This window comes from Streptomyces sp. HUAS MS02 (assembly GCF_055702265.1).
The window spans coordinates 494,453-518,538 of the sequence record NZ_CM146747.1 but is presented as its reverse complement, the minus strand read 5'-3'; the positions used below and the strand labels follow the sequence as shown (position 1 = coordinate 518,538).

At 72.4% G+C, this 24,086-nt stretch carries 22 protein-coding genes; 7 read left to right on the top strand and 15 right to left on the bottom strand.

Annotation, left to right across the window (positions count from 1 at the left end):
- The first annotated feature begins 213 nt into the window (after positions 1–213).
- Positions 214–738: a hypothetical protein gene (locus ACZ9QC_RS02305; RefSeq protein WP_472918548.1), complete on the top strand. Its 525-nt coding sequence runs from the start codon at positions 214–216 to the stop codon at positions 736–738.
- Positions 739–753: 15 nt separating this feature from the next.
- Here ACZ9QC_RS02305 and ACZ9QC_RS02300 read toward each other — a convergent pair whose 3' ends face one another.
- Genes ACZ9QC_RS02300 through ACZ9QC_RS02290 form a run of 3 tightly spaced genes read right to left on the bottom strand, consistent with a single transcriptional unit; the run spans position 754 to position 3,783 of the window.
- A complete protein-coding gene (locus ACZ9QC_RS02300; protein ID WP_472918547.1) occupies positions 754–2,253 on the bottom strand; it encodes a tripartite tricarboxylate transporter permease in 1,500 nt (499 codons plus the stop codon).
- A 1-nt stretch (position 2,254) separates the two neighbouring features.
- Complete coding sequence (locus ACZ9QC_RS02295; RefSeq protein WP_472918546.1) at positions 2,255–2,803, bottom strand: tripartite tricarboxylate transporter TctB family protein; 549 nt, start codon at positions 2,801–2,803, stop codon at positions 2,255–2,257.
- Positions 2,800–3,783 (bottom strand): Bug family tripartite tricarboxylate transporter substrate binding protein, encoded by a 984-nt coding sequence (locus ACZ9QC_RS02290; RefSeq protein ID WP_472918545.1) that lies wholly within the window; start codon positions 3,781–3,783, stop codon positions 2,800–2,802. The genes ACZ9QC_RS02295 and ACZ9QC_RS02290 overlap by 4 nt, the downstream gene beginning before the upstream one ends.
- A gap of 399 nt (positions 3,784–4,182) precedes the next feature.
- Between ACZ9QC_RS02290 and ACZ9QC_RS02285 the strand changes: the two genes are divergently transcribed.
- Together ACZ9QC_RS02285 and ACZ9QC_RS02280 are read left to right on the top strand one after the other, a co-directional pair.
- Complete coding sequence (locus ACZ9QC_RS02285) at positions 4,183–5,826, top strand: sensor histidine kinase (RefSeq protein ID WP_472918544.1); 1,644 nt, start codon at positions 4,183–4,185, stop codon at positions 5,824–5,826.
- A gap of 35 nt (positions 5,827–5,861) precedes the next feature.
- Positions 5,862–6,584: a response regulator gene (locus ACZ9QC_RS02280; RefSeq protein WP_472921983.1), complete on the top strand. Its 723-nt coding sequence runs from the start codon at positions 5,862–5,864 to the stop codon at positions 6,582–6,584.
- Between the two features lie 21 nt (positions 6,585–6,605).
- On the opposite strand, the gene ACZ9QC_RS02275 is transcribed toward ACZ9QC_RS02280, so the two are convergent.
- Genes ACZ9QC_RS02275 through ACZ9QC_RS02250 form a run of 6 tightly spaced genes read right to left on the bottom strand, consistent with a single transcriptional unit; the run spans position 6,606 to position 12,591 of the window.
- Positions 6,606–7,355 (bottom strand): thioesterase II family protein, encoded by a 750-nt coding sequence (locus ACZ9QC_RS02275; protein WP_472918543.1) that lies wholly within the window; start codon positions 7,353–7,355, stop codon positions 6,606–6,608.
- Positions 7,352–8,230, bottom strand: coding sequence for an STM4011 family radical SAM protein (locus ACZ9QC_RS02270; RefSeq protein ID WP_472918542.1), 879 nt, complete (start codon positions 8,228–8,230; stop codon positions 7,352–7,354). The genes ACZ9QC_RS02275 and ACZ9QC_RS02270 overlap by 4 nt, the downstream gene beginning before the upstream one ends.
- A gap of 7 nt (positions 8,231–8,237) precedes the next feature.
- Positions 8,238–9,578, bottom strand: coding sequence for an STM4012 family radical SAM protein (locus ACZ9QC_RS02265; protein ID WP_472918541.1), 1,341 nt, complete (start codon positions 9,576–9,578; stop codon positions 8,238–8,240).
- Positions 9,575–10,381: an STM4013/SEN3800 family hydrolase gene (locus ACZ9QC_RS02260; RefSeq protein ID WP_472921982.1), complete on the bottom strand. Its 807-nt coding sequence runs from the start codon at positions 10,379–10,381 to the stop codon at positions 9,575–9,577. Before ACZ9QC_RS02260 ends, ACZ9QC_RS02265 begins: the two co-directional genes overlap by 4 nt.
- 31 nt (positions 10,382–10,412) lie before the next feature.
- Positions 10,413–11,588: an STM4014 family protein gene (locus ACZ9QC_RS02255; RefSeq protein ID WP_472918540.1), complete on the bottom strand. Its 1,176-nt coding sequence runs from the start codon at positions 11,586–11,588 to the stop codon at positions 10,413–10,415.
- 34 nt (positions 11,589–11,622) lie between these two features.
- Entirely contained in the window at positions 11,623–12,591 is a 969-nt protein-coding gene (locus ACZ9QC_RS02250; RefSeq protein ID WP_472918539.1) for an STM4015 family protein, read from the bottom strand.
- Positions 12,592–12,850: 259 nt separating this feature from the next.
- Here ACZ9QC_RS02250 and ACZ9QC_RS02245 point away from each other — a divergent pair, with 259 nt between their 5' ends.
- Positions 12,851–13,177, top strand: a complete 327-nt coding sequence (locus tag ACZ9QC_RS02245; protein ID WP_472918538.1) for a hypothetical protein — start codon at positions 12,851–12,853, stop codon at positions 13,175–13,177.
- A 74-nt stretch (positions 13,178–13,251) separates the two neighbouring features.
- Positions 13,252–14,277, top strand: a complete 1,026-nt coding sequence (locus tag ACZ9QC_RS02240; protein ID WP_472918537.1) for a DUF6745 domain-containing protein — start codon at positions 13,252–13,254, stop codon at positions 14,275–14,277.
- A gap of 21 nt (positions 14,278–14,298) precedes the next feature.
- On the opposite strand, the gene ACZ9QC_RS02235 is transcribed toward ACZ9QC_RS02240, so the two are convergent.
- A complete protein-coding gene (locus tag ACZ9QC_RS02235; RefSeq protein WP_472918536.1) occupies positions 14,299–14,919 on the bottom strand; it encodes an L-threonylcarbamoyladenylate synthase in 621 nt (206 codons plus the stop codon).
- Between the two features lie 145 nt (positions 14,920–15,064).
- A complete protein-coding gene (locus ACZ9QC_RS02230; protein WP_472918535.1) occupies positions 15,065–16,429 on the bottom strand; it encodes an FAD-dependent oxidoreductase in 1,365 nt (454 codons plus the stop codon).
- Positions 16,430–16,667: 238 nt separating this feature from the next.
- On the opposite strand from ACZ9QC_RS02230, the gene ACZ9QC_RS02225 reads away from it, so the two are divergent.
- Entirely contained in the window at positions 16,668–17,153 is a 486-nt protein-coding gene (locus ACZ9QC_RS02225; protein WP_472918534.1) for a hypothetical protein, read from the top strand.
- Positions 17,154–17,207: 54 nt separating this feature from the next.
- Here the strand turns inward: ACZ9QC_RS02225 and ACZ9QC_RS02220 are convergent, their stop codons facing one another.
- Positions 17,208–18,191: an aldo/keto reductase gene (locus ACZ9QC_RS02220; RefSeq protein WP_472918533.1), complete on the bottom strand. Its 984-nt coding sequence runs from the start codon at positions 18,189–18,191 to the stop codon at positions 17,208–17,210.
- A gap of 205 nt (positions 18,192–18,396) precedes the next feature.
- Here ACZ9QC_RS02220 and ACZ9QC_RS02215 point away from each other — a divergent pair, with 205 nt between their 5' ends.
- The gene (locus tag ACZ9QC_RS02215; protein ID WP_472918532.1) at positions 18,397–19,179 is read left to right on the top strand and encodes an alpha/beta fold hydrolase; all 783 of its coding nucleotides are present in this window, start codon (positions 18,397–18,399) and stop codon (positions 19,177–19,179) included.
- On the opposite strand, the gene ACZ9QC_RS02210 is transcribed toward ACZ9QC_RS02215, so the two are convergent.
- The 3 genes from ACZ9QC_RS02210 to ACZ9QC_RS02200 all read right to left on the bottom strand — a co-directional run bounded on the left by ACZ9QC_RS02210 (position 19,160) and on the right by ACZ9QC_RS02200 (position 23,788).
- Positions 19,160–19,954, bottom strand: coding sequence for a hypothetical protein (locus tag ACZ9QC_RS02210; protein WP_472918531.1), 795 nt, complete (start codon positions 19,952–19,954; stop codon positions 19,160–19,162). The genes ACZ9QC_RS02215 and ACZ9QC_RS02210 overlap by 20 nt on opposite strands.
- Positions 19,955–20,060: 106 nt before the next feature.
- Positions 20,061–20,948, bottom strand: coding sequence for a Gfo/Idh/MocA family protein (locus tag ACZ9QC_RS02205; protein ID WP_472918530.1), 888 nt, complete (start codon positions 20,946–20,948; stop codon positions 20,061–20,063).
- A gap of 62 nt (positions 20,949–21,010) precedes the next feature.
- Positions 21,011–23,788 (bottom strand): SpoIIE family protein phosphatase, encoded by a 2,778-nt coding sequence (locus ACZ9QC_RS02200; RefSeq protein ID WP_472918529.1) that lies wholly within the window; start codon positions 23,786–23,788, stop codon positions 21,011–21,013.
- Positions 23,789–24,086 lie beyond the last annotated feature (298 nt).

Below are 24,086 nucleotides of genomic sequence, written 5' to 3'. Positions count from 1 at the left end.
CAAGTCGGCCTCCACGCATCCGCACGGTGGGCCGTGAACGTGATGTGCGGCACGTGGCCGACCTGCGTCGTGGGGCCCTCGCGGGAATCGTCGCTGCCCACGCCTTGATCACCTCTGACCGGCGGTGATGCCCCGGACCCGGACGTCCGACGGGTGTGGCACTGTGGTGCGCGCGAACGCGGGAGGTGTCCCGCCGATGTGGAGAGGTGGACGGTGCGCGAGCCCAACGTGATCGGGGACTGGCAGGAGTACGACGGCGATCTGGCCGGCCTGCGTGTGCGCGTCCACGGAGTGGAGTGCGCGGAACCCCCACGGGGACGCGACGACGCCGCCGAGGGCCTCACGTACTTCCGGTTCCGGGTGACCGTGGAGAACCGCGGCAGCGACCACGTCGGCCTGCACCTGGAGGACGGCCAGCTCGACATCCGCACCGGCCCCGACGGGGAGAGCGCCTTCCTCGACTGGCGCAACTCCCGGTTCATCGAGGGCTTCGACCTGTACCCGCTGCGCCGCGCCACCTCCGTCCTGTACGCCGCCGCCCCCGAGGCCCAGCTCACCCAGTTCGACATCCAGGTCCAGCTGCGCGCGGACGAGGAGTGGACCGAGCGGTACCTGTGGTCCGGCGGCATCGGCGTCGACGAGGACCTCCTCGACCCGGCGGGCGGCCCGGGCCGCGCGGACCTCGCGGGCCAGATCAGCGCCTTCCTGCACGAGGAGGCGGAGCGGGGCGCGGGCTGAGCGCCCGACCGCCGGTCACCCGACCTCGGCACCGCGCCTCCGCGTGACCAGCCGCTTCAGCAGCGGCCAGGCCAGCAGTACGGCGATGATCACGTACACCGTCACCGAGAACGGCGTGTTCACCAGGCCGGTGACGCTGCCGTCGCTGATCTGCAGGGCCCGGCGCAGCTGCTGCTCGGCGCCCGGGCCGAGGATCACGCCGATGACGGCGGGCAGCACCGGCAGACCGTAGCGGCGCATGCCGAAGCCGATCAGGCCGATGACCAGCAGGATCACCAGGTCGATCACCTCACCGCCGACCGCGTACGCGCCGACGGCCGCGAAGAACAGGATCCCCGCGTAGAGGTACGGCCGTGGGATGCGCAGCAGCTTCGCCCACAGCGGGGCCAGCGGCAGGTTGAGGGCGAGCAGCAGGACCATGCCGACGAAGAGCGAGGCGATCAGGCCCCACACCAGCTCCGGCTCCCGTTCGAACAGCAGCGGGCCCGGCTGGATGCCGTACTGCTGGAACGCCGCGAGCATGACCGCCGCGACCGCCGTGGTGGGCAGCCCGAGGGTCAGCATGGAGACGAGGGTGCCCGCCGCCGAGGCCGACGCCGCCGACTCCGGGCCGGCGACGCCCTCGATGGCGCCCTTGCCCCACTCGTCCTTGTGCTTCGACAGCCGTTTCTCGGTGACGTACGACAGGAAGGTGGGGATCTCCGCGCCGCCCGCCGGGATCGCGCCGAACGGGAAGCCGATGAACGGGCCCCGCACCCAGGACTTCCAGGTCCGCCGCACATCGGAGCGGCCGAGCCACGGCCGGCCCACCGGGATGGGTTCCGGCGCACTGCGCCGCAGATGCGCCGCCACCCACAGGGCCTCCCCGATGGCGAACAGCCCCACCGCGACGATCACCACGTCCACACCGTCGGCGAGCTGGAGCGAGCCGAAGGTCAGGCGTTGCTGGCCGGTCATCCCGTCCAGGCCCACCAGACCGATCGTCAGGCCGATCAGCAGGGAGGCGAGGCCCCGGATACGGGACGAGCCCAGCACGGACGTCACCGCGATGAACGCCAGCACCATGATCGCGAAGTAGTCCGGGGCGCCGATGTCCACGGCCAGCTCCGCGACCTTCGGCGCCAGGGCCACCAGCAGGACCGTGCCGACCATGCCGCCCGCGAAGTGCCCGATGGCCGCCGCCGCCAGCGCCTGCGCACCGCGCCCCGACTTGGCCATGGGGTTGCCCTCCATGGCGGCGACCACGGCCGCGCTCTCCCCGGGCGTGTTGAGGAGGATCGAGGTGGTGGAACCGCCGAACATCGCCCCGTAGTAGATGCCCGCGAACATGATGAACGCGCCGACCGGGTTCAGTCCGTACGTCACCGGCAGCAGCAGCGCCACCGCCATGGCGGGCCCGATCCCCGGCAGGACACCGATCGCGGTGCCCAGCAGGACACCGATCGCGGCCCACAGCAGGTTGATCGGTGTCAGGGCCGTACCGAAGCCGTCGAGGAGGGAGCTGAAGGCGTCCATGTCACAGCACTCCCATCAGTGGACCACCGGGCAGCGGCACCCCGAGCAGCTTGTCGAACACGGCGTACGTGACCAGGGAGATGACGGCCGCGATGAGCGGATCACGGTCCAGGTGGCGGCTGCCGAGGGCGTACGCGGCGCCCCAGAACAGCAGGGCGCCGGATATGGGGAAGCCCAGCGGCTCGATCAGGACCGCCGCGCCGAGGAACACCCCGGCCAGCAGCAGCACCGTGCGCCAGTCGGCGGGCTCGGACAGGTCGATGTCCTCGCCGCCCTCGGCCTGGCCCCGCCCGCCGCGCAGCACGTCCACCGCGAGCAGCGCGGCGATCAGCAGGAGACCGCCGCCGACCACGATCGGCACGGTCCGCGGCCCGACGGGACCGCGCTGGGCGATGTCGACGTCCATGGTGAGCGCGTCGGTCAGGACGAGGACGCCGAGCGCCAGCAGCAGCACGCAGACGCCGAGCTCGGAGTGGTCGCGCAGCCAGGAGCGGCGCTCGTCGGCGGGTGTCGGGGCAGTACCGGTGGTGGTGTCCGTCCGCGTCGTCACAGTCCCAGCTCCTTCAGCACCGACACCACGCGCCTGTCCTGGGCGTCCAGGAAGTCGCCGAACGCGTCGCCGGTGAGGAACGCGTCGTCCCAGCCGTTCTGCTTCATGGACTGCCTCCACTCCGGCGAGTCGTGCAGTTCCTCGATCAGCCGGGTGAGCTTGTCGCGCTCGGCGTCGGTGAGGCCGGGCGGGGCGACGATGCCGCGCCAGTTGGTGAAGTTGACGTCGTAGCCGGCCTCCTGGAGGGTCGGCGCGTCCAGCCCGCGCACGCGTTCCGGGCCGGTCACCGCGAGCAGCCGCAGCTCGCCCGCCTTGATCTGGTCCAGGTACTCGCCGACGCCGGACACCCCGAAGGCGACCTTGTCGCCGAGGATCGAGGCGAGCAGCTCACCGCCGCCGTCGAAGGGGATGTAGTTGACGTCCTTCGGCGCGATCCCGGCGGCCTGTGCCATCAGCATCGGTGCCAGGTGGTCGGGCCCGCCCGGTGCCGAACCGCCGCCCACCGGCAGCTTGCCCGGGTCGTCCTTCCAGGCCCCGACGAGGTCGTCGATCGTCTTGTACGGGGAGTCCTTGGCGACCACCACGACGTCCTGCTCCTCGGTGAGGCGGGCGATCGGGGTGGTGTCGGCGAGGGTCTTCGGCGCGTCGTTGGAGCGGACGGCGCCGACGACACCGAGCCCCATCGACATCGCGAGCCGGCCGTTGCCGTGCTCGCTCACCAGCCGGCTCAGGCCGACCGTGCCACCGGCGCCCGGCAGGTTGAACACCTCGATGTTGTGGGTGAGCCCGGCGTCCTCGGCGTTCTTCGCGGCCGTCCGTGCCGTGATGTCGTAGCCGCCGCCCGGTGTGTTCGGCACCATGAAGCGCAGGCCGGGGATCTGGGTGCCGGTCTCGCTGTCGTCGCCGGTGGACAGCAGGGGCGGTCCCACGAGCACGAGCACGGCCGCCCCGAGCAGGGCGAGCGGGATGCGCAGTCGCACGAATGCCACCACCTGTCGGTCGGGTCGAGGGGGGAGGGTGACCTGGGCCACATCGTGCCCGCGTGGGAGGGGCCTGGCACCCTTGCGAAAGCAACGGAGGTTGTGGTCGTAGTGGTCACGGCCCCTGTCACCTTATGGGCACGTCCCCCACACCTCCCTTTCCCGGATCGCACGCGGGCGCCATGATTGGGCGACCCACCGCACAGGGCGGCGCCCGAGCCGCGGACCGCCCGGCGTGGTGCCGGACCGGGAAGAGCGAAACGCCGGACGCGGCGTCGACGCAGACAGGAGCGAGGCGCCCGACGCGGCGTCCGGTACAGAGATGAGCGGCGCCCGGGACGGCGTCGGCAGAGAGAAGAGTCCGTCGTGGTGTTCCGTCGCCATACCCTCGCAGGCGAGATGCTGGTCCTCCAGCTCGCCATCGTCGTGGTGGTGCTGCTGGCGGTCGCGGCGGTCTCGCTCACTCAGTCGGCGGCCACCTTCAACCGGGTCGAGGGCCGCCGGGTCACCGCGCTCGCCGAGCAGCTCGCCGCCAACCCGCTGGTCCGGGACCGCCTCGCACGGCCCGTCGCGCACGAGGCGCTGGCGCCCCTGGTGAACTCCACCCAGACCCAGTCCGGGGTCACCTCCGTCACCGTCGCCGACGCCGACGGCCGGATCGTCAGCTCCACCGACCCCACGGCGATCGGCGACCCGCTGCCGGTGGGCGAGGGCGCCGTCGCGGGCCGCGGCTGGTCCGGCTCACTGACCCTGGACGGCAGCCGCGAGCTCGTGGCCCAGGTGCCCGTGCTCGGCGCGACGACCAACGACAACCTCGGCCTGCTGCTGGGCACGGTCATGATCGGCGAGGCCTCCCCGACGGTGTGGCAGCGCCTCAGCGGTGCCTCCTCCTACCTCCTCGCCTACCTCGGTATCGCCAGCGGCCTCGGCCTGGTCGGCTCCTGGCTGCTCGCCCGGCGGGTCAAACGGCAGACGCTCGGCCTGGAGCCGCAGGAGATCGCCGGCCTCGCCGAACACCGCGAGGCCATGCTCTACGGCATCGCCGAGGGCGTGATCGCCCTCGACCCCCACCACCGGCTCACCCTCGTCAACGAGATGGGCCGACGCCTGCTGGACCTGCCGGAGGACTGCGTCGGCAAGAGCCTCGCCGACCTCGGCGTCGAGGGGCGGCTGCGGGACGTCCTCGCCGGGGCCCAGGAAGAGGCACCCCACCAGCGCGACGAGGTCGTGATCAGGCGCGGCCGGGTCCTGGTGATGAACCGGATGACCGTCACCAAGGACGGCCGCCACCTCGGCTCCGTCACCACCCTCCGGGACCGCACCGAGCTGGCCCGCCTCGAACGCGAGATCGGCTCCTTTCGCAGCTCCTCCGAGCTGCTGCGCGCCCAGGCCCACGAGTTCGCCAACCAGCTGCACACCATCTCCGGGCTCATCCAGATCGGCGAGCAGGACGAGGTCGTGCACTACATCCGGGCGCTGAGCCGGCACCGCCACTCCCTGGACGTCACCCTCAGCCGTCGCGTCCGTGACACCGCCGTCGCCGCCCTGCTCACGGCCAAGACCTCGCTGGCCGCCGAACGCCGGGTCACCCTGCGGATCTCGGACGCCACCAACCTCGACCGGCTCGCCCCCGAGGACGCCGCCGACGTGGCGACCGTCGTCGGCAACCTCGTCGACAACGCCGTGGACGCGGCCGCCGCCCCCACCGCCCCCGAGGACCCCGACCGCTGGGCCGGCGCCGACGCGCGCGAGGCCTGGGTCGAGGTGGAACTGCGCCAGGACGCCTCCAGCGTGGAGATCGTCGTCCGCGACTCGGGCCCCGGGGTGGCTCCCGAACTCGCCCGTGAGGTCTTCTCCCACGGTTTCACCACCAAGGCCGCGCGGGAAGGCGAACGCGGTATCGGCCTGGCCCTCACCCGCCTGGTCTGCGAACGACACGGCGGTGAGATCTCGGTGACCAACACCCCCGACGGGGCCATGTTCACCGCCCGTATGACCGTCAGCCACCTCGCCGACGCGGTGGCGGAAGGAGCGACACCATGACCGGCACGAGCAGACCGTCCGGTACGAGCGACACCATGACCGGCACGAGCAGACCGTCCGGTTCGAGCGGCCCGCCCGGCACCATCGACGTGCTCGTGGTCGACGACGACTTCATGGTGGCCCGGGTCCACCGCACCTTCGTCGAACGCGTCGAGCCGTTCCACGTGGTCGGCGTCGCCAGCACCGGCGAACAGGCCGTCGCCGCCGTCGACGAACTCCGCCCCGACCTGGTCCTCCTCGACCTCTACCTCCCCGACGGCTTCGGCCTCGACGTCATACCCCGGCTGCGCACCGCCGGACACGACTGCGACGTCATGGTCATCAGCGCCGCCCGGGAGGCCGACAGCGTGCGCGGCGCGGTCCGCCACGGCGTCGTCGACTACCTCCTCAAGCCCTTCGAGTTCGAGGAACTGCGCTCCCGGCTCCAGCGGTACGCCGCCCAGCGCGGCCGGCTGCTCACCACCGTCGTCCGCGGCCAGGCCGATGTCGACCGGGTCCTCGCCGGAGCCACCGCGCCGGCGTCGACGGCCGGGGCCCTGCCCAAGGGCATGAGCGTGGAGACCGCCGAGCTGATCGAGGCCACCCTGCGCGCCGCCGACGGCACCCTCTCCGCGACCGAGTGCGCCACCCTCACCGGCATCTCCCGGGTCAGCGCCCGCCGCTACCTGGAGTACTTCCACGGCACCGGCAGCGCGGACGTCTCCCTGCGCTACGGCGTGGCCGGGCGCCCGGAACGGCGGTACAGCTGGCGGGTGTGAGCGCTCGCCCCGCCCTCCGGCCTACAGCCCCAGGTGGCGTCGTACGACGTCGACGACCTCCCGCGGCCGGTCGTTGAGGTAGAAGTGACCGCCGGGGAACACGCACAGCTCGGTCGGTCCGTCGGTGTGGCCGCTCCAGGCCCGCGCGTCCGCCACCGGAGTCACCGGGTCGGCGTCGCCGGTGAGGACGGTGACCGGGCAGGTCAGCCGGTCGCCCGGGCGCGGTTCGTACGTCTCCAGCGCCTTGTGGTCGCCGCGCAGCGCGGGCAGCACCAGCCGCACCAGCTCCTCGTCCTCGAAGACCTGCCCGTCGGTGCCGCCCAACCGGCGCACCTCCCGGAGCAGTTCGGCGTCGCTGCCGAGGTGCAGCGCGGGGCCCGCCCGGCGTGCGGAGGGCGCGCGCCGCCCCGAGACGAACAGTCGCACCGGGGCCCGGCCGGCCGCCTCCAGGGCCAGTGCCGCCTCGTGGGCGACCACCGCCCCCATGCTGTGCCCGAAGAGGGCGAGCGGCCGGTCGTCGTCGCCGGTGACGGCCTCGACGATCCGCTCGGCCAGCTCCCGGACGCTCTCCGACGGCGGCTCGGCATAGCGGTCCTGACGCCCCGGGTACTGCGCGGCCAGCACATCGGCGTCCGGGGCGAGCGCCAGCGCCATGGGGTGGTAGGCGCTCGCCGAGCCACCCGCGTGCGGCAGACACAGCAGCCGTACGGCCGCCTCGGGCGCGGGCCGGTAACGCCGCAGCCACGGACCACTGTTGAGCGCTGAGGTCATGGACCCACTCGCTTTCGGATTCCTGCTCGCGCCGCCGGCGTCGGCACGCGTTCCAGGACGCCGCCCGCGAACACGTCGTACAGGGGGAGCGTTTCGAGGTGGACGTAGCCGATGTGGCAGTCGCAGACGGACAACGGGCAGGGGCGGGGCGCCAGCGCCGTGCGGAAGGAGCCGTCGTACAGGTTGCCCAGTTCGGTTCTGACGAAGTGGCAGCGTCGTACCGTGCCCTCCCCGTCCACTGACACGACCGTGGAGCCGGTGCGGCAGGCGCGGCCCGCCGAGCGGTGCGGGTGGCGGCTGAACGGGAACAGGGGGTCCAACTCGGTCCAGAGCGCCGCCTCCTCGTCGGTGTAGGTGTGCCCCTCGGCGGCGTTCACCCACAGATACACCTGCTCCGGCAGCTCCCCGCGCAGCCGCCTCGCGTGCTCCAGATGCTCCGGCAGTCCGACGATCCCCACGCTGAAGCGGATCCCCGCACCGGCCAGCCGGAGCGCCTTGCCGAGGAACCTCTCGTACGGTGTCTGCCCGGGGTGGTACGTGCACCACAGGGCCACCGTGTCCGGGTCGGCCTCCGCCAGCCATTCCGTGCGGCAGCTCAGGTTCGTCTGGATCGCCACCCGGCCGATGTGCGGCTCGTGGGAGAGCTCGACCAGGGCCTTGCGGTACCAGGACCGCACCAGCCCCTCGCCCCACGGCGTGAACAGCACCGAGAGCCGGTCGCCGGTCTGTTCCCGGGCCCACGCGGTGAAACGCTCCAGGGCCGCGCGGTCGGCCCGCAGCCGGTCCGTGGAGTCGCGGCGCTTGGCGAACGGGCAGTAGGGGCAGTCGTAGTCGCAGGAGGCGAGCGGGCCCCGGTAGAGGATCGTCAGGTCCACGGCGTCGTCACTTCGGCTCGTACGCGGCCATCGCCGCCCGGACGGCGGGGGAGAAGAACTCGGGGCCGATGGCGTCCGAGTGCGCCAGCCCCTCGGCGGAGAGCTGCAGCAGCCCGGGGCCCGTCCCCGCGAGCCAGCCGCGCGCGGCCAGCAGGTCCAGCTCCACGGGGAAGTCGGCGTACGGGTCCGACCCGAACCGCCGCCGGTAGTCCGCCACCGGCAGCCCTCGCGCCTGGAGCAGCGACTGCAGCAGATGGCGGCGCCGCGCCTCGTCCTCGTCGACCACCCGACCGTGGACGGCCCGGCCGAAGTCCTCGGTGGCGGTGTAGTCGTCGATGATCGTGCGGATCTGGCTCATGTGCACCGCGTAGTCGAAGGAGTAGTGCACCTTCGACGTGTACGAACGGGCTCCGCAACCCAGGCCGATCATGCCGTCCGTCTGGCAGGCGTGGTCGTCCGGGCCCTGCGGCGGAGCGTCCGCACGGCGGAACATCCGCATGGAGACCTGCTCGTAGCCGTGGGAGAGCAGGTGGTCGCGGCCCTCGCGGTAGCGCCGCAGCCGGGCCTCGTCCCAGTCGCGGTCCGCGAGCACCGGGTCCGTGTTCCGGCCGAGCCCGGTGAGCGGCCGGACGTACAGCGGATAGAGGTAGATCTCCTCAGGCCGCCAGGCGAGGGCCGTGTCGAGCGACAGCCGCCAACTGGCCGCCGTCTGCCCGTCGATGCCGTAGATCAGGTCGATGTTGAGGATCGGTATCGCGGCGTCCCGGATCCGGGACAGCGCCGCCTCCACGTCGGACCGCCGCTGCGGTCGTACGGCCGCACGCGCCTCCTCCGGCACGAAGCTCTGCACGCCGAGGCTCAGCCGTGTGGTGCCCCGCTCGGCGAGCACCGAGAGCCGGTCGGCGGTCGCCGTGGCCGGGGATGCCTCCACCGACAGCGGGATCGCCCGCAGGTCCGCGCCCATGTGCCGCTCGGCGATGTCGCACAGCCGCTCAAGCTCCGCGGCCTCCAGATAGGTCGGGGTGCCACCGCCGAACGCCGCGTTCGCGAACCGCACCGGCTCCGCGTCCCCGAGCGCCTCCCGCACCGCGATCGCCTGCCGTTCGAGGGCGTCGAGATAGCGGCCGGTCAGCCCGTCGGGCGCGCCGATCCGCGTGAAGAGGTTGCAGAATCCGCAGCGCACCTCGCAGAACGGTATGTGCGCGTACAGCGACAGTGCCTGCCGGGACTCACCGGCCCACAGGTCCGCGAGCAGCGGGGCGCCGGGCAGCTTCCGGTAGGCCGTCTTGTGCGGGTAGGCGTAGACGTAGTGCTGGTAGGGGCGGACCAGGGGCGCGGTCACGGTCATGCGGACGGCTCCAGGAAGAAGTGGCTGTAGGGGACGGTCCACACGGCCTCGTGGCCGAGGCGGTGTCCGGTGTACCCGTCCTCGCCGTAGGTGGTCCCGTGGTCGGAGCAGACGACGGCGAAGCAGCGGCGCCGTGAACTCATCGCGGCGAAGAGCCGGCCGACGTGCCGGTCGACGTACTCCAGGGCCGCCGCGTGCGTGGCCGGGCTGTCGCCCGCCTCGCGGGTGGCGCCCGGCAGGTGGAACCAGTTGGGCTGGTGCAGCGCTGAGACGTTGAGGAAGAGGAACAGCCGCCGGTCGGCGGGCAGTTCGGCCACGACCTGTTCGGCGCGGGCCACCTGGGACTCGAACGACGTGGGTGAGGCCACGGAGAACTCCGGCTCCCAGTGGCTCTCCTGGAACAGGTCCGGCAGGGCGCTGCCGAGCGCCCCCTGCTTGTTGAAGAAGCCGACACCGCCCACGCACACCGTGCGGTAGCCGCGCGCGGCCAGCCCCGAGACCAGGTCGGGACTGTCGAACACGAAGGTGCGCTCCTCGGTGGTCTCGCTGCCGGCGAACCGGCCCGCGAAGAGCCGCGGATGCGGTCCGGGCCTCGCCGGGGTGGGCAGGAACCCCGCGAACATCGCCTGGTGCGAGGCGTAGGTGAAGCTGCCGGGCGCGTGCCGCTTCTCCCAGGTGCCGCCCGGCAGACGGGCGGCCAGATTCGGCAGCCGGCCCTCCGCCGCGAGCTGCACGGCCACGTCGTAGCGCAGGGTGTCGAGAGTGAGCAGCAGCAGGTCGTCGCGGCCCACCACCTCGTTCATGTCCGGCTCGACCGTGGTGGTGCCGGCCGGGTCAGAAGCGTGCATGGTCTTTCCTTGCCTGGGGGTGGTGCGCGGGCGCCGCGAGCATCGCGCTCCGCACCGCCGCGAGTTGTGCCGTGTACGTGTCGAGACCTTCCGCCGGGCCGCCCGGCAGTCCGGTCAGCCGGGGCAGCAGATCGCCGAACGCGTTGACCTCGCCCACCGTGAACCGGCGCCAGCCGATCGCCGGGAGCAGGTCCACGCCGACGCACAGCGTGTCCGGGAAGCAGGCGGCGGCCCGCTCGCAGATGTCCAGTGCCTGCCGCCAGCGGTCGCCCGCCGCGTCCACGACCGAGGTCAGATCACCCCGTGCCCCGCCGAGATGGAGATTGGTCATCGGGAAACGGCTGGTGCGGACGACCGCGTGCGTGGCCCGGCCCGCCACCACCAGCACCCGGAGATCGGCGGACCTGCCCTGCGCGGACGCCTTCGGCAGCCAGCGCTCGATGTGCAGCCCGTCGGCCGCGAGAGCGTCGACGATGCCGGCGATCTCCCGCTCGTCCGCGTAGCGCCGCACCCGCAGGGAGTTGTGCAGCCGCGGCGGGGCGTGCGGCCCGCCGTCCGCGGACACCTCCACCGAGGTGGTGGCCCGCAGCCGTCCGCTCGCCGATGTCTCGACCGCCAGCACACCGGACGCGGAGGAGCCGTGGGCCGGTTTCACGAAGACGCGCGGCATGCCGTGCTCCCGCATCACCGCCCGCACGTCGTCCCAGCCGCCCACCGCGAGCGTGCCGCCCGAGGTGGGCGACGGCGGCACCGGGACCCCGGCCGCGGCGAGCCGGGCGTGGCACAGCCGCTTGTCGAACAGCACCGCCAGATCCGCCGGACCGTCCAGCCGCAGCCCGCCCCGCAGTGAATCCACGGCGGCCAGGAAACGGGCGTACCAGGTGGCCGAGCCCTCCACCCGTGTCGGGTCCCCGAGATCGCGCAGCAGCCGGTCCACCTCGGCGTTCTCACCCGGCGATTCCAGCCGGACGATCTCGTCGTCGGCGAACTCGTGGCCGCCGTCGCGCAGCACGTCCCGCCACTCGACGACGCGGGGCCTCCCGGCGCCGGCCGCCTCCGCCGCCGCGAGGAACAGCCCGACCCGCCGGTTCTCCCCGTTCCCGACGACCACCCACCTGTACGGGCCGGGTCCCATCCCCGCCGCACTGCTCCGACCGGACACTCCGCCCCCCCTTCGCCCGCGTACCCCTACGCGCTCACTCGCCCACCGCGACGAACCGCCACACCGTGCCGTCCTCCTCCTCGTCCGACTCGGCGTCGTCGGCGTCGACGTCGACCTGGACCCCCTCGGCCTCCAGCGAGTCCCGCAGGCGGTCGCGCACGGCCGCGCTCAGGTAGTTGTGGTGCAGGTCCAGCGTCTTGAGGTGGGTGAGCGGCTGACCGGTGAGGAGCGCGGTCGCGCCGTCGTCGGTGAGGACGCCCATCGACACGTCCAGCACGTCGAGGCGGGCCACCACCGGGGCGGCGGCCAGGGCCGCGCAGATGTCGTCCTGCATCTCGCTGTTGCGCAGCCGCAGGTGCTTGAGGGCCGGGAGCCGGGTGCCCGCGAGGATCGGCGCCAGGTCGGCCACCTCACTGTCGCCGCCGTACTCCGAGGTGCCGAGCCACAGGTCCAGCTCGACGAGGGCCGGCAGATCGCTGCCCGCGACTCCCCGGACGGCCTCGGCGGGCATACCGCCGGTCTCCACCGTCAGCGAGCGCAGCCGCTCGTGCCGCAACGCCGGGAAGACGAGCCCCTGGCCGCCCCGCACCCCGAACTCCTCCAGTTCCGGGAAGGCGTTCAGCAGCGGACTCACATCACCCTGGTTGATCCAGGAGATCTCGCACTCCTCCATCACGATGTCGCCGAGGAACAGCGCGCGCAGCGAGGGCAGCCGGTCCTTCGCCGCCACCAGGGCCTCGACGATCTTCTCGGGGCCGTTGTCGTAGACCTCGTTCCAGGCGCCCACCACCAGCGCCCGCACCTTCTCGGTGTCGACCGAGGCCAGGAACCGGCCGAACGCCTCCCCCCAGCCCTCCTCGGTGTCGTACGAGTCCACGGTGATGTTCCAGGCCACCGACTCGGGCGCGGGCAGACCGGCGGCGCCCGGCCGGTCCTTCACCGACTTGGGGAAGCGGTGGACCGGCAGGTCGTGGAACTCCTCCAGATGGCTCCCGATGGTCATGTGCGCCCCGCCCCTTCGTTCCATGTCCATGAGCGGAGGCCGGGTCCCCGCCCGGTCCGCCCGTCGCGCACCCGGAGCACACAGCGCCGCCGGGTAGGGGAGTTCTACCAAGTCCCACTGACACCGCGTGCGGCGGACCCCCCGTCCTGTGGACGAACACCCGCGCTCGCCCCGGCGAACCGCCGTGCCGGGCTGATTGTCAGTGGCGGCCCCTACGGTCGTCTCGTGGCACTGGAAGTGCCCGACGGGAGGGAGACCCATGTACCGGCAAGGAGACGTCCTCATTGTGTCGTTGGCGCGGAGCGCGGTGCCCGAAGCCGCGCTCGACGCCACGTCGGAGCCGCGCGACGGGCGCGGCCGGCTCGTCCTCGCCCTCGGCGAGGTCACCGGTCACGCGCACGCCGTGGTCGGCCCCGGCCGTCTGATCCGCGAGGCGGGCGTGTTCGGGCCGATGCTGCTGCACGTCCCCGAGGGCGCCCGCGTCGTCCACGAGGAGCACGCCGCGATCTCCCTGCCCAAGGGCTGGTACCGCGTGATCCGTCAGCGCGAGTACGTACCGGGGTCGGTGCGGATCGTCGCCGACTGAGGCCGTGGGGCGGAGACGGCGGCCGTGACGTGCGGCGGCCGTGTGGACAGACATCGACATCCAGGAGGAACGGCGTGACGGAACAGGCGAGTTGGCGGGCGGTGGCGGCGGCCACCGGGGCGGGCGACCGGGCGCGGACCGAGGCGGGCGTGCGTCTGGCGTACCGGCGGGCGGGGCTGGCGGAGCCCCAGCGGATCGTGTGGGCCCGCTCGCCCCTGGCGGCGCTGCGCCTGCTCTCGGGAGCGGCCCCGGAGGACGGCGAGGCGCTCCCGGCGACCGGGGCGAGCGTCCGTGACGCCGTCCGCAACCGACCGGTCGCCGCCGCCCGCGCCCGGCTGCACACCCGGCTGGGCCCCACCGGCTGGGGCGACCACTGGCGGGCGACCGGCGCCGACCTCTGGGAGACCACCCGGCCCCTCGTCGACCGCGTCCGTACCGGAATCGTCGAGGCCCTGGCCCCCGGCGACCGCAAGCAGGAGACCGGCGTCCGGCTGCTGCTCCTGGACGCGGTCCTGGGCCAGCACGACGCGGCCTGGCTGGCCGCCCTCGACGCGGCCCCCGAGCTGGACGGACTCGCCGAGGTGGCCCGCACGGCCGGCTGGTGGTGGCCGTACGAGCATGTCGCGGTCGTCGCCGAACGGCCCGTGGAACTGCACCGCGACGAGGCGGGCCGCCTGGACCGCGGGGACGGGCCCGCGCTCGCCTTCTCCGACGGTTTCGCCCTGCACGCCTGGCGCGGACTGCCCGTCCCGGCTCAATTCCTCGACCGATTGGGCGGGTTGACCCCGCAGGAGATCCGGGCGGAGGAGAACGCCGAGCTGCGCCGCGTGATGCTGGAGTACTACGGCTACGACCGCTACCTGGAGGAGTCCGGGGCGAAGCCGGTGCACCGCGACGAGACGGGAGTGCTCTGGCGGATAGCCCTGCCGGGCGACGAGGACGTGGTGATGGTGGAGGTCGTCAACTCCACACCGGAGCCGGACGGCACGAGCCGCACCTACTGGCTGCGGGTGCCGCCCACCACGACCACGGCCCGAGAGGGCGTGGCCTGGACGTTCGGCCTGCGACCCGAGGTGTACGAGCCGCTGCGGCAGACCTGAGCCCCGACAGGGGCCCGGACCTCACTCGAACCGTGAGGTGTCGCCCGCGCCCTTGCGGATGATCTCGGCCTCGCCGCTGGAGAAGTCGATGACGGTCGTCGGTTCAGTGCCGCAGTCCCCGGAATCCACCACCGCGTCGACCAGGTAGTCCAGGCGCTCCTTGATCTCCCAGCCCTGCGTCAGCGGCTCCTCCTCGTCGGGCAGCAGCAGCGTGCTGGAGACGAGCGGTTCACCCAGCTCCGCGAGCAGGGCCTGGGTCACCCGGTGGTCGGGGATGCGCACACCCACGGTCTTCTTCTTGGGGTGCAGAAGCTTGCGGGGCACCTCCCTCGTGGCGGGGAGGATGAAGGTGTAACTGCCGGGCGTCGACGCCTTCACGGCACGGAACACGTCGTTGTCGACGTGCACGAACTGGCCCAGCTGCGCGAAGTTCTCGCACACCAGGGTGAAGTGGTGACGGTCGTCGAGCTGCCGGATCGTACGGATCCGCTCGATGCCGTCACGACTGCCCAGCTGGCACCCCAGGGCGAAGCAGGAGTCCGTCGGATACGCGATCAGCCCACCCTGACGAATGGTGTCGGCCACCTGCCCGATGGCACGCGGCTGAGGATTGTCGGGGTGGACGTCGTAGTACTTGGCCATTGTCCGAGCTTATGCCTCAAGGGGCCGCGGACCCGTCGATGGGGCCGCGGACCCCTGAAACGGGGCGCGGGGAACTGCGCGACCGGCCACGAACGACCCGCGCTCGACCACGGTCCGCAGTTCCCCCCAGCCCGTCGGCGGAGTGCTACGCGCCACTGGCGCGCAGCATGTCCTCACGTTCGACGATCTTCACGCGCTCACGGCCCTGCGGCTCGCCGAGCGCCTTCTCCGCCGCGTCGAGCTTGTACCAGCCCTCCCACGTGGTGAAGCGCACGTTCCGCTCCGCGAGGAACGCGTCGACGGCCTCCGGCGCGGGCGCCGACGGCTCGTGCAGCCGGCCGTTCGCGAAGTCGTCCAGGAGGTTGGCGACGGTCTCGTTGGCGTCGCCCTTGGTGTGCCCGATGAGGCCCACCGGACCGCGCCGGATCCAGCCGGTGACGTACGTCGACTGCAGGTGCGCGCCGGTCTCCTCGATGACCCGGCCGCCCGCGTCGGGGACGGTGCCCGAGTCGACGTCCCAGGGCAGCTTGGGCAGCTTGTCCGAGAGGTAGCCGACCGCGCGGTAGACGCCGGTGACGTCCCAGTCCTTGAACTCGCCGGTGCCCTTGACGTTGCCGGTGCCGTCCAGGGCGGTGCGTTCGGTGCGCAGGCCGACGACCTTGCCGTCCTCGCCGAGGATCTCGGTGGGCGACTCGAAGAAGTGCAGGAACAGCTTGTGCGGGCGGTCGCCGGCGTCGCGGATCGCCCAGTTCTCCAGGGTCTTGGCGACCATGTCGGCCTGCTTGTTGCCGCGCCGGGTCGCGATGGAGCCCTCGTCGTAGTCGATGTCCTCGGGGTCGACGATGACCTCGATGTTGGGGGAGTGGTCCAGCTCCCGCAGCTCCATCGGGGAGAACTTCGCCTGCGCCGGGCCGCGGCGGCCGAAGACGTGGATCTCCAGGGCCTTGTTGGCCTTGAGACCCTCGTAGACGTTCGCGGGGATCTCGGTCGGGAGCAACTCGTCCGCCGTCTTGGCGAGCACCCGGGCCACGTCGAGCGCCACGTTGCCGACACCGAGGACGGCGACCTTCTCGGCCTCCAGGGGCCAGGTGCGCGGGACGTCGGGGTGGCCGTCGTACCAGGAGACGAAGTCGGCCGCGCCGTAGGAGCCGTCGAGGTCGATACCGGGGATGTCGAGCGCCCGGTCGGCCGTCGCGCCCGTGGAGAAGATCACGGCGTCGTAGAACGCGCGCAGATCGTCCAGGTTGATGTCCGACGGGTAGTCGACGTTGCCGAAGAGACGGATCTGCGGCTTGTCGAGCACCTGGTGCAGGGCGGTGATGATGCCCTTGATGCGGGGGTGGTCGGGGGCCACGCCGTAACGGATCAGTCCGAACGGGGCGGGCATCCGCTCGTAGAGGTCGATGGACACACCGGGCTCGGTGGCGACGTCGGACTTCAGCAGCGCGTCGGCGGCGTAGATCCCGGCGGGTCCGGCTCCGACAATGGCTACCCGCAGAGGGCGGGGCATGTTCAGGTTCCCTTCGAGCGGAAGAAAAGCGTCTCGTCGGGAACCCTAAACTAAGGTGACCCTAACCAGGTACGCGGGTCGGGTCTATGACCTCATAAAGCGATCTTATGCCATGCGGGGGAATGGCCGGACGGCGGGGAAGGCCCTGGCGAAGGGCCGGGAAGGGCCGGTGGAGACCGTCACGGTCCTTCTGTGGCCCCTCTGCGACCGCTCCCCGGCCTCTCTGCCCTGACATGACGTGTTTGCCGCGGCGGTGAACGGCAACGCGGTTTCCATGACTCGACCGAACAAAGACCCGAACGAGAACTCCGCGTCCGCCGAAACGGCCGCGGCCAAGGCCCGTCGCGCCACCGGCAAGGCGACCGCACCCGCCACCGCGTCCGCGAAGACGGCCGCGATCAAGGTGGACGACGCGACGTCGTCCGCCAAGGACGGGGCGGGACGCGCGGCCGACGCGGCCAAGCGCGCCGCCGACAGCACGAACGGTGCCGTGCACAGCGCCGTGAAGGGTGTCGAGGCGGGGCGCCAGGCGGTGGTGCAGGCCTCCGGCCAGGTGGCCGCCACCGCGAAGACCGCCATGACGGTGATCGCCCACCGCAAGCTCGTCGCCGCCGGCGTGGGCGCGGGCCTCACCGCCCTGACCGCCGCCTCCTACGCGGCGGGCCGCCGCTCCGGCCGCCACGTCCACGGCCCGATCACCCGGCTCACCGGCGGCCGCATCTGACGTGCCCGCGGGGGTCGTCCGGCGTGCCGCGCCGGACAACCCCCGCACGCCGTCCTACCAGCGGCTTTCCACCTGCTCCTTGATCCGGCGGTCGTACAGCTCCCGGATCGCCGTGAGCGTCTCGCCGGACAGCTCCGGCAGTGCGGCGGCCGACGCGTTGGCGCGGGCCTGCTCGGGCGTGCGGGCGCCCGGGATGACCGTCGTGACGCCCGGCAGCTGGATGATCCAGCGCAGCGCCAGCTGGGCCGGGGTGAAGTCCTCGGGAGCGAGCGCGGCGAACTCGACGGCCGCCTCCACGCCCGTGCCGTAGTCCACGCCGGAGAAGGTCTCGCCCTGGTCGAAGGACTCGCCGTGCCGGTTGTAGGTGCGGTGGTCGTTCTCCGCGAAGACCGTGTCCTTGGTGTACTTGCCGGACAGCAGCCCCGAGGCCAGCGGAACGCGCGCGATGATCGCGACCCCCGCCTTCTCGGCTGCCGGGAGGACGTCGAGGAGCGGCTTCATCCGGAACGGGTTGAGGATGATCTGCACGCTCGCCACGCCGGGCCGGGCGATGGCCGTCAGCGCCTCCGCGCAGGTCTCCACGCTGACCCCGTACGCGGCGATGCGCTCCTCCGCGACCAGGGTGTCGAGCGCGTCGAACACCTCGTCGGAGGAGTAGACCGGCGTGGGCGGGCAGTGCAGCTGGACCAGGTCGAGGCGGTCCACGCCGAGGTTGCGGCGGGAGCGGTCGTTCCAGGCCCGGAAGTTGTCGAGGACGTAGTTCTCGGGGATCTGCTCCACACGGCGGCCCATCTTCGTCGCGACGAAGACATGCAGATCGGGCCTGCTCCGCAGGAACGTGGCGATGGTCTGCTCACTGCGTCCGTCGCCGTAGACGTCGGCCGTGTCGAAGAAGGTCACCCCCGACTCGGCCGCGGCCTCCAGCACCGCGAGGGCTTCCTTGTCGTCGACGTCTCCCCAGTCGGCGCCCAGCTGCCACGTGCCGAGACCGACCACGGACGCGTGCTGACCCGACCTACCGAATGCGCGTTCTTCCATGGCGCCAGTCTGTCACCTGTTTCCCGTGGTCAGTGTGTTCACGCGGGAGTACAGCGCGGGTCCGGTCGGTGAACCGGACATCGCCCACCCTTGCGGGACGGCGCGTACACCGTGCTGGGCAACGATTTACGCGGGCCGGGTCAACGGCTACCGTACCGGCCAGTAACCGGATCGACCGGACCGGACCGCACCTCAGGAGGCCCTCATGCCGCAGCTCGAAGTCGACGGCGCCGCGCTGACGTACGACGACGAGGGCCCCCGCGAAGGCGACGGCGTGCCCCTGGTGTTCGTCCACGGCTGGACCGCCGACCGGCACCGCTGGGACCACCAGGTCGCGCACTTCGCCGCGAAGCGGCGCGTGATCCGCCTCGACCTGCGCGGGCACGGCGAGAGCGGCGGCGCCGGGGTGCGCACGATCGAGGAGCTGGCCGGAGACGTGCTCGCCCTCCTCGATCACCTGGAGGTCGAGCGCTTCGTCCTGATCGGCCACTCCATGGGCGGCATGATCTGCCAGACCATCACCCTCGCCCACCCCGAGCGGGTGGAGCGCCTGGTGCTGGTCAACTCCATCGGCCGCATGACCTACAGTCGTGGCCGCGGCCTGCTGATGGCGGTCTCCACCCGCGTCCCGTTCAAGCTGTTCGTCGCCGCCAACATCCAGCGCGCCTTCGCGCCCGGCTACCCCCGCGAGGAGATCCGGGAGTACATCCGCGCCTCCGCCGCCACCCCGCGCGAGGTCGTGCGGACCCTGTACGGCGCCATGCGCGCCTTCGACGTCCTCGACCGCCTCGGCGAGATCAGCACCCCCGTCCTCCTCGTCCACGGCTACCACGACATCCAACTGCCCGTCGCCCAGATGCTCCGCATGGCCAAGGCCTGCCAGGACGCCGAGGTGCGGATCCTGGACGCCGGCCACGAACTGCCCGTGGAGAAGCCGGCGGAGCTGACCGCCACCCTGGACCGCTTCCTCACCGGCTCCCGGGTCTGAGCCCGCCGCCGACCGAGGAGCCGAGGCCACCGAGGGAGCGGAGCCACCCGGCCACCGCGTCGACCACCGCCCGGGTCCGCGACAGCCGGTCGATGTCCGCGGCGAGGGACAGCGCCGCCCCCGTCCACGCGAAGCCGAAGGACCACACCGACAGCCACTCGCACAGGTACAGGGGTGTGACCGTCCAGTCGTCGCCCACCTCGGTCGCCGCCGCCACGGCGGCCAGCGCCATGAAGACGAGGATCAGCACACCGGCCACCAGATAGGGACGCCGCGCGTACGGCCGGTCCTTGAAGCCGGGCGCCCGGTACATGGAGATGCAGAAGGCCGCCATCGCCGTCAACAGGGCGACCGCGAAGACCTGGTGGAACACCGAGACCGTCCGCTGTCCCGTGTCGCCCCCGGACCCCGGCGCGGTGGGGAAGAGGGCGACGCCCAGGGCACAGGCGCCGGCGACGGTGCCCAGGATGTCGTTGAACCGGTCGAACCGGTAGACGATCAGGAAGATCCCGAGCGCGCACAGGGCACCGACGAAGACGTCACGGGTGCTCGTGTAGTACGCGCCGCTCATGGAACCGGGCCAGGAGTCCTCACCGGTCCGCCCGTCGATCCGCGCCGCGATCCAGTTGCCGGCCGGCAGCGCCAGGGGGAGCAGGACACCGATGACCCCGACCCCCAGGCGCAGCCGCATGACCGTCCGCGCGTCCTGGTCCTTCTTCCGGGCCGCCGCCCCACGCCGCGGGGGCCCGGCGGCGTCCCCGTCCGTCACGCTCACGGGCACCTCCTCACCGAAACGCGCGAGGCGAAGGCGTGCCCGCCACCGGACGATGTCCGGCACACGTCGAACGCAAACTCGAACGCGGGGCCCCGAGTCGGGCTCGTCAGCCGGTCAACTGCCCTTCCGCGGCAGCCAGTAGCTCCGTCACGCGCAGCGCGAACGCGGCGTCGCACGGATGCGGACGACCACTACGGACCGCCGCCAGCAGCGCGTCCCCCGCCCGCACCAGAGCCGGTACGACCCCTTCGTCGGTCGTGGGCAGTACGGCCGTCCCGGCCCGGCCGCGCAGCTCGACCGTGGCACCGGCGGCCGCGGGCGGGGCGGTGAGGCTGAGGGTGAGCGTGCTGGACGCCCCGCCGGTGTGCAGGAGCACCAGATGGACCGTGTCCCGGGGCCCCCGCACGGCGGCGGCCACCTTCACCACGTCCCCGAGGACCGGCAGCAGCACGGACAGGGCGTGCGGGCCCACATCCCACAGTCCGCCCTTCTCCCGCCGCCACGGCGAGTTGGCGAACGGACTGTCGCTCTCCTCGGCGAACAGCGACCCGAACCACTCCGCGCGACCCGTGAACCAGCCCTCCCGGGCGGCCTGTTCGGTGATCCACGCGTCGATCGCGGTCTGGAACCGGGCGGTGAAGAAGACGACCGAGGCGACCCCGCTCTCCTCGACCGCCTCGACGACCGCCCGCCCCTGCTCGACGTCGGTCGACAGCGGCTTGTCGAGCAGCAGATGACAGCCCGCCCGCGCCGCGCGCACCGCGAGCGGTGCCTGCACGGAGGGCGGCAGGGCCACGGCGACCGCGTCCACGTCCGCGAACAGGGCGTCGACGTCCTCGTACACCGGCAGCCCGCCGTGCCGGTCGGCCAGTTCCTTGGCCGCCTCCGGGCGCCTGCCCCACACCCCCGCGAACTCCAGTTCCTGGTGGGCGCTCAGCGCAGGGGCATAGGCCATCTCGGCCCACGGTCCGGTTCCGAGCAGTCCTGTACGCATGCTCCGGTCTCTCCTTGTGCGTTGGGTGCCGGGTCCTTCCGGACGCGGCTGTCCGGCGGCCGTCAGGGCAGCGCCTGTTCGGTCCAGATCGTCTTGCCGGTGGGGGAGTAGCGGGTGCCCCAGCGCTGGGTGAGCTGGGCGATGAGGTACAGGCCCCGGCCGCCCTCGTCGGTCGTGGCGGCGTACCGCAGATGGGGCGAGGTGTGACTGCTGTCGGTGACCTCGCAGATCAGCTGCCGGTCGTGGATGAGCCGGACCCGGATCGGGCCGCCGCCGTACCGGATGGCGTTGGTCACCAGCTCGCTGAGGATCAGCTCGGTGGTGAACTCCAGCTCCTCCAGGCCCCAGACGGCCAGCTGCCGGGTGGCCTCGGAGCGCGCCCGGCGGACCGCGGCCGGGTCGCCCGGCACCTCCCACTCGACGACACGGCCCGAGTCCAGTGCCCGGGTGCGGGCGACGATCAGCGCGATGTCGTCGCTCGCCCGGCTCGGTGGCAGCGCGTCGAGCACGGCCTCACAGCTGCCCTGCGGCGAGCCGTCGGCCCCCGCCAGGGCGGCGCGCAGCAGTTCGAGCCCGTCGTCGATGTCCCGCTCCCGGTCCTCGACGAGACCGTCGGTGTACAGCACGATGCGGCTGCCCTCGGCGAGGTCCAGCTCTGCCGTCTCGAAGGGCAGCCCGCCCAGACCGAGCGGCGGACCGGCCGGCACGTCGGGGAAGTCGACCGTGCCGTCGGGCCGGGCCACCGCGAGCGGCGGATGACCGGCGCGGGCGACGGTGCAACGCCGTGATACCGGGTCGTAGATCGCGTACAGGCAGGTCGCCCCGGTGATCGGGGCGTTGCCGTCGAGGGCCGCCTCGTCCTGGTCGATCCGGCTGACCATCTCGTCCAGCAGCCCCAGGATCTCGTCGGGCGGCAGGTCCAGCGCGGTGAAGTTGTGGACCGCCGTGCGCAGCCGTCCCATCGTGGCCGCCGCGTGCAGACCGTGACCGACCACGTCGCCCACGACGACGGCGACCCGGGTGCCCGACAGCGGCAGCACGTCGAACCAGTCGCCGCCCACCCCGGCCTGCGCGGGCAGATAGCGGTAGGCGACCTCCAGCGCGCTCTGCTCGGGCAGGTTCCGCGGCAGGAGACTGCGCTGCAGGGTCTCGGCCATCGTGTGCTCGCGGGTGTAGCGGCGCGCGTTGTCGATGGAGACCGCCGCGCGCGCCACGAGTTCCTCGGCGAGCGCCAGCTCCTCCTGGTCGAACGGCTCGGGTTTCTCCGAGCGCCAGAAGCTGGCGACGCCCAGCACCAGCTGGCCCACCCGCAACGGCACGGTGATCAACGAATGGATGCCGTACTCGACGACCTGTGCGGACCGTTCGAGGTCCTGGGCCTGCCAGCCGGTCGCCCGGCTGAGGTCGGCCACGAGGGTCGAGGTTCCGCTGTCGATGCTGCGGGCCTGCGGCGAGGAGGGGACCAGGTCGATCAGCTCGCCCACCTTGTACAGCGGCGCGTCCTTGCGGATCCCGGTGCACGCCGTACGGCGCAGCGTGGTGGCCGTCTCGGGCTCGTCGCCGCTGAGCGCGGCCGGGGACAGGTCCACGGTGACGAAGTCCGCGAACCGGGGGACCGCCACCTCCGCCAGTTCCTCGGCGGTACGGGTCACGTCCAGGCCGGTGCCGACGCCCACCCCGGCGTCGTAGAGCAGCTTCAGCCGCTCCCGCGCGGCCTCCGCGCGGCCCGAGAGGGCACGCAGCTCGGTGGAGTCGCGAAGCGTGGCGACGCTGCCGGAGGGCTCGCCCTGGAGGTCGGTGGGCCGCTGGTTGACCGCCAGCAGCCGGTCGCCCACCAGGTGCACCTCGTCGTTGGCGACCCGCCCCGAGGCCAGCAGATCCGCCATGTGCGTCTCGAGACCCAGGGAGTGGACGTCCTGGCCCTCCGCGTCCGCGGGGAGGTCCAGCAGCCGGTGCGCCTCGTCGTTGGCGAGCAGCAGCCGGCCTCCGCCGCCGACGATGATCACGCCCTCCCGTACGGCGTGCAGCACCGCGTCGTGGTGCTCGTACATGCGGGTCATCTCGGACGGGCCGAGCCCGTGGGTCTGCCGCAGCAGGCGTTTGCTGACGAGCGCCGTGCCCGCCGTGGCCAGGGCGAGGGCCGCCGCGGCGGCGGCCAGCACGAGGGGCAGCTGCTGCTCGGCCGCCCCGCCCACGTTCTCGGTGGTGATCCCGGCCGACACCAGGCCCACCACCTTGCCGTCGGGATCCTTCACCGGCACCACGGCCTGGACCAGCGGGCCGAGGGTGCCGTTCACCTCCTCGGTGAAGGACTCGCCCTTCAGCGCGGGTTCGATGGCGCCGACGAACTGCTTGCCGATGCGGTCGGTCTTCGGATGGGTGTACCGGATCCCGTCGGTGTTCATCACGACGATGAAGTCCACCTCGGACTGGACCCGGGCGGCCTCGGCGCGCGGCTGGAGCACCGCCGTCGGATCGGGGGCGTTCAGCGCCTCCCGGGTGCCCGGCGCGTTGGCGAACGTCTCGGCCACCGCGAGCGAACGGTTGTGCGCCTCCCTGGAGCTGTCGTGCCGCACCTGGAGGACCAGTGCCACCACGGCCGACACGACCAGTACCAGCACGATCACGACCTGCAGCAGGAACACCTGCCCGGCGACACTGCGCCCGCTCAGCGCCGACCGCAACCCCGAGAGCGGGCCCCGGCCGTGTTCCGGCTCCCGGCTCGGGCCGCCGTCCGATCCGTGCGGAACCCGCCGGGCGCGGTCGTCCCGGCCCTGCGCAGGCCGACCCTGGGGACGGCGGGTCGATTGAGAGCGAGATCGACCCAGGAGACGGACCATGTGCCCATGTCTACACTGCCCCGCGCCCGGAGGCGAGAGGGGGTCGTGCGCTGCCCCGGCCGAGGCATTCGGCAGCTCGGTCGCGAGAGCGCTTGCTACCCCTTTGACCATGTGTGATGCCCTGCCACCTGTGGGATTTCTGTGAATCTGCGAGGCGTTTGAACACATCGAGGTCCGGCTCCGTATAAGGCTGGGGTTTTTTATGTCCGGACCCGACCACGACGTTGTAGGAGCTATCCGTGGGACGCACCACCAGGCGCAGACGCCCATCCGGAGCACGGCGCGCGACCTCTGCCGC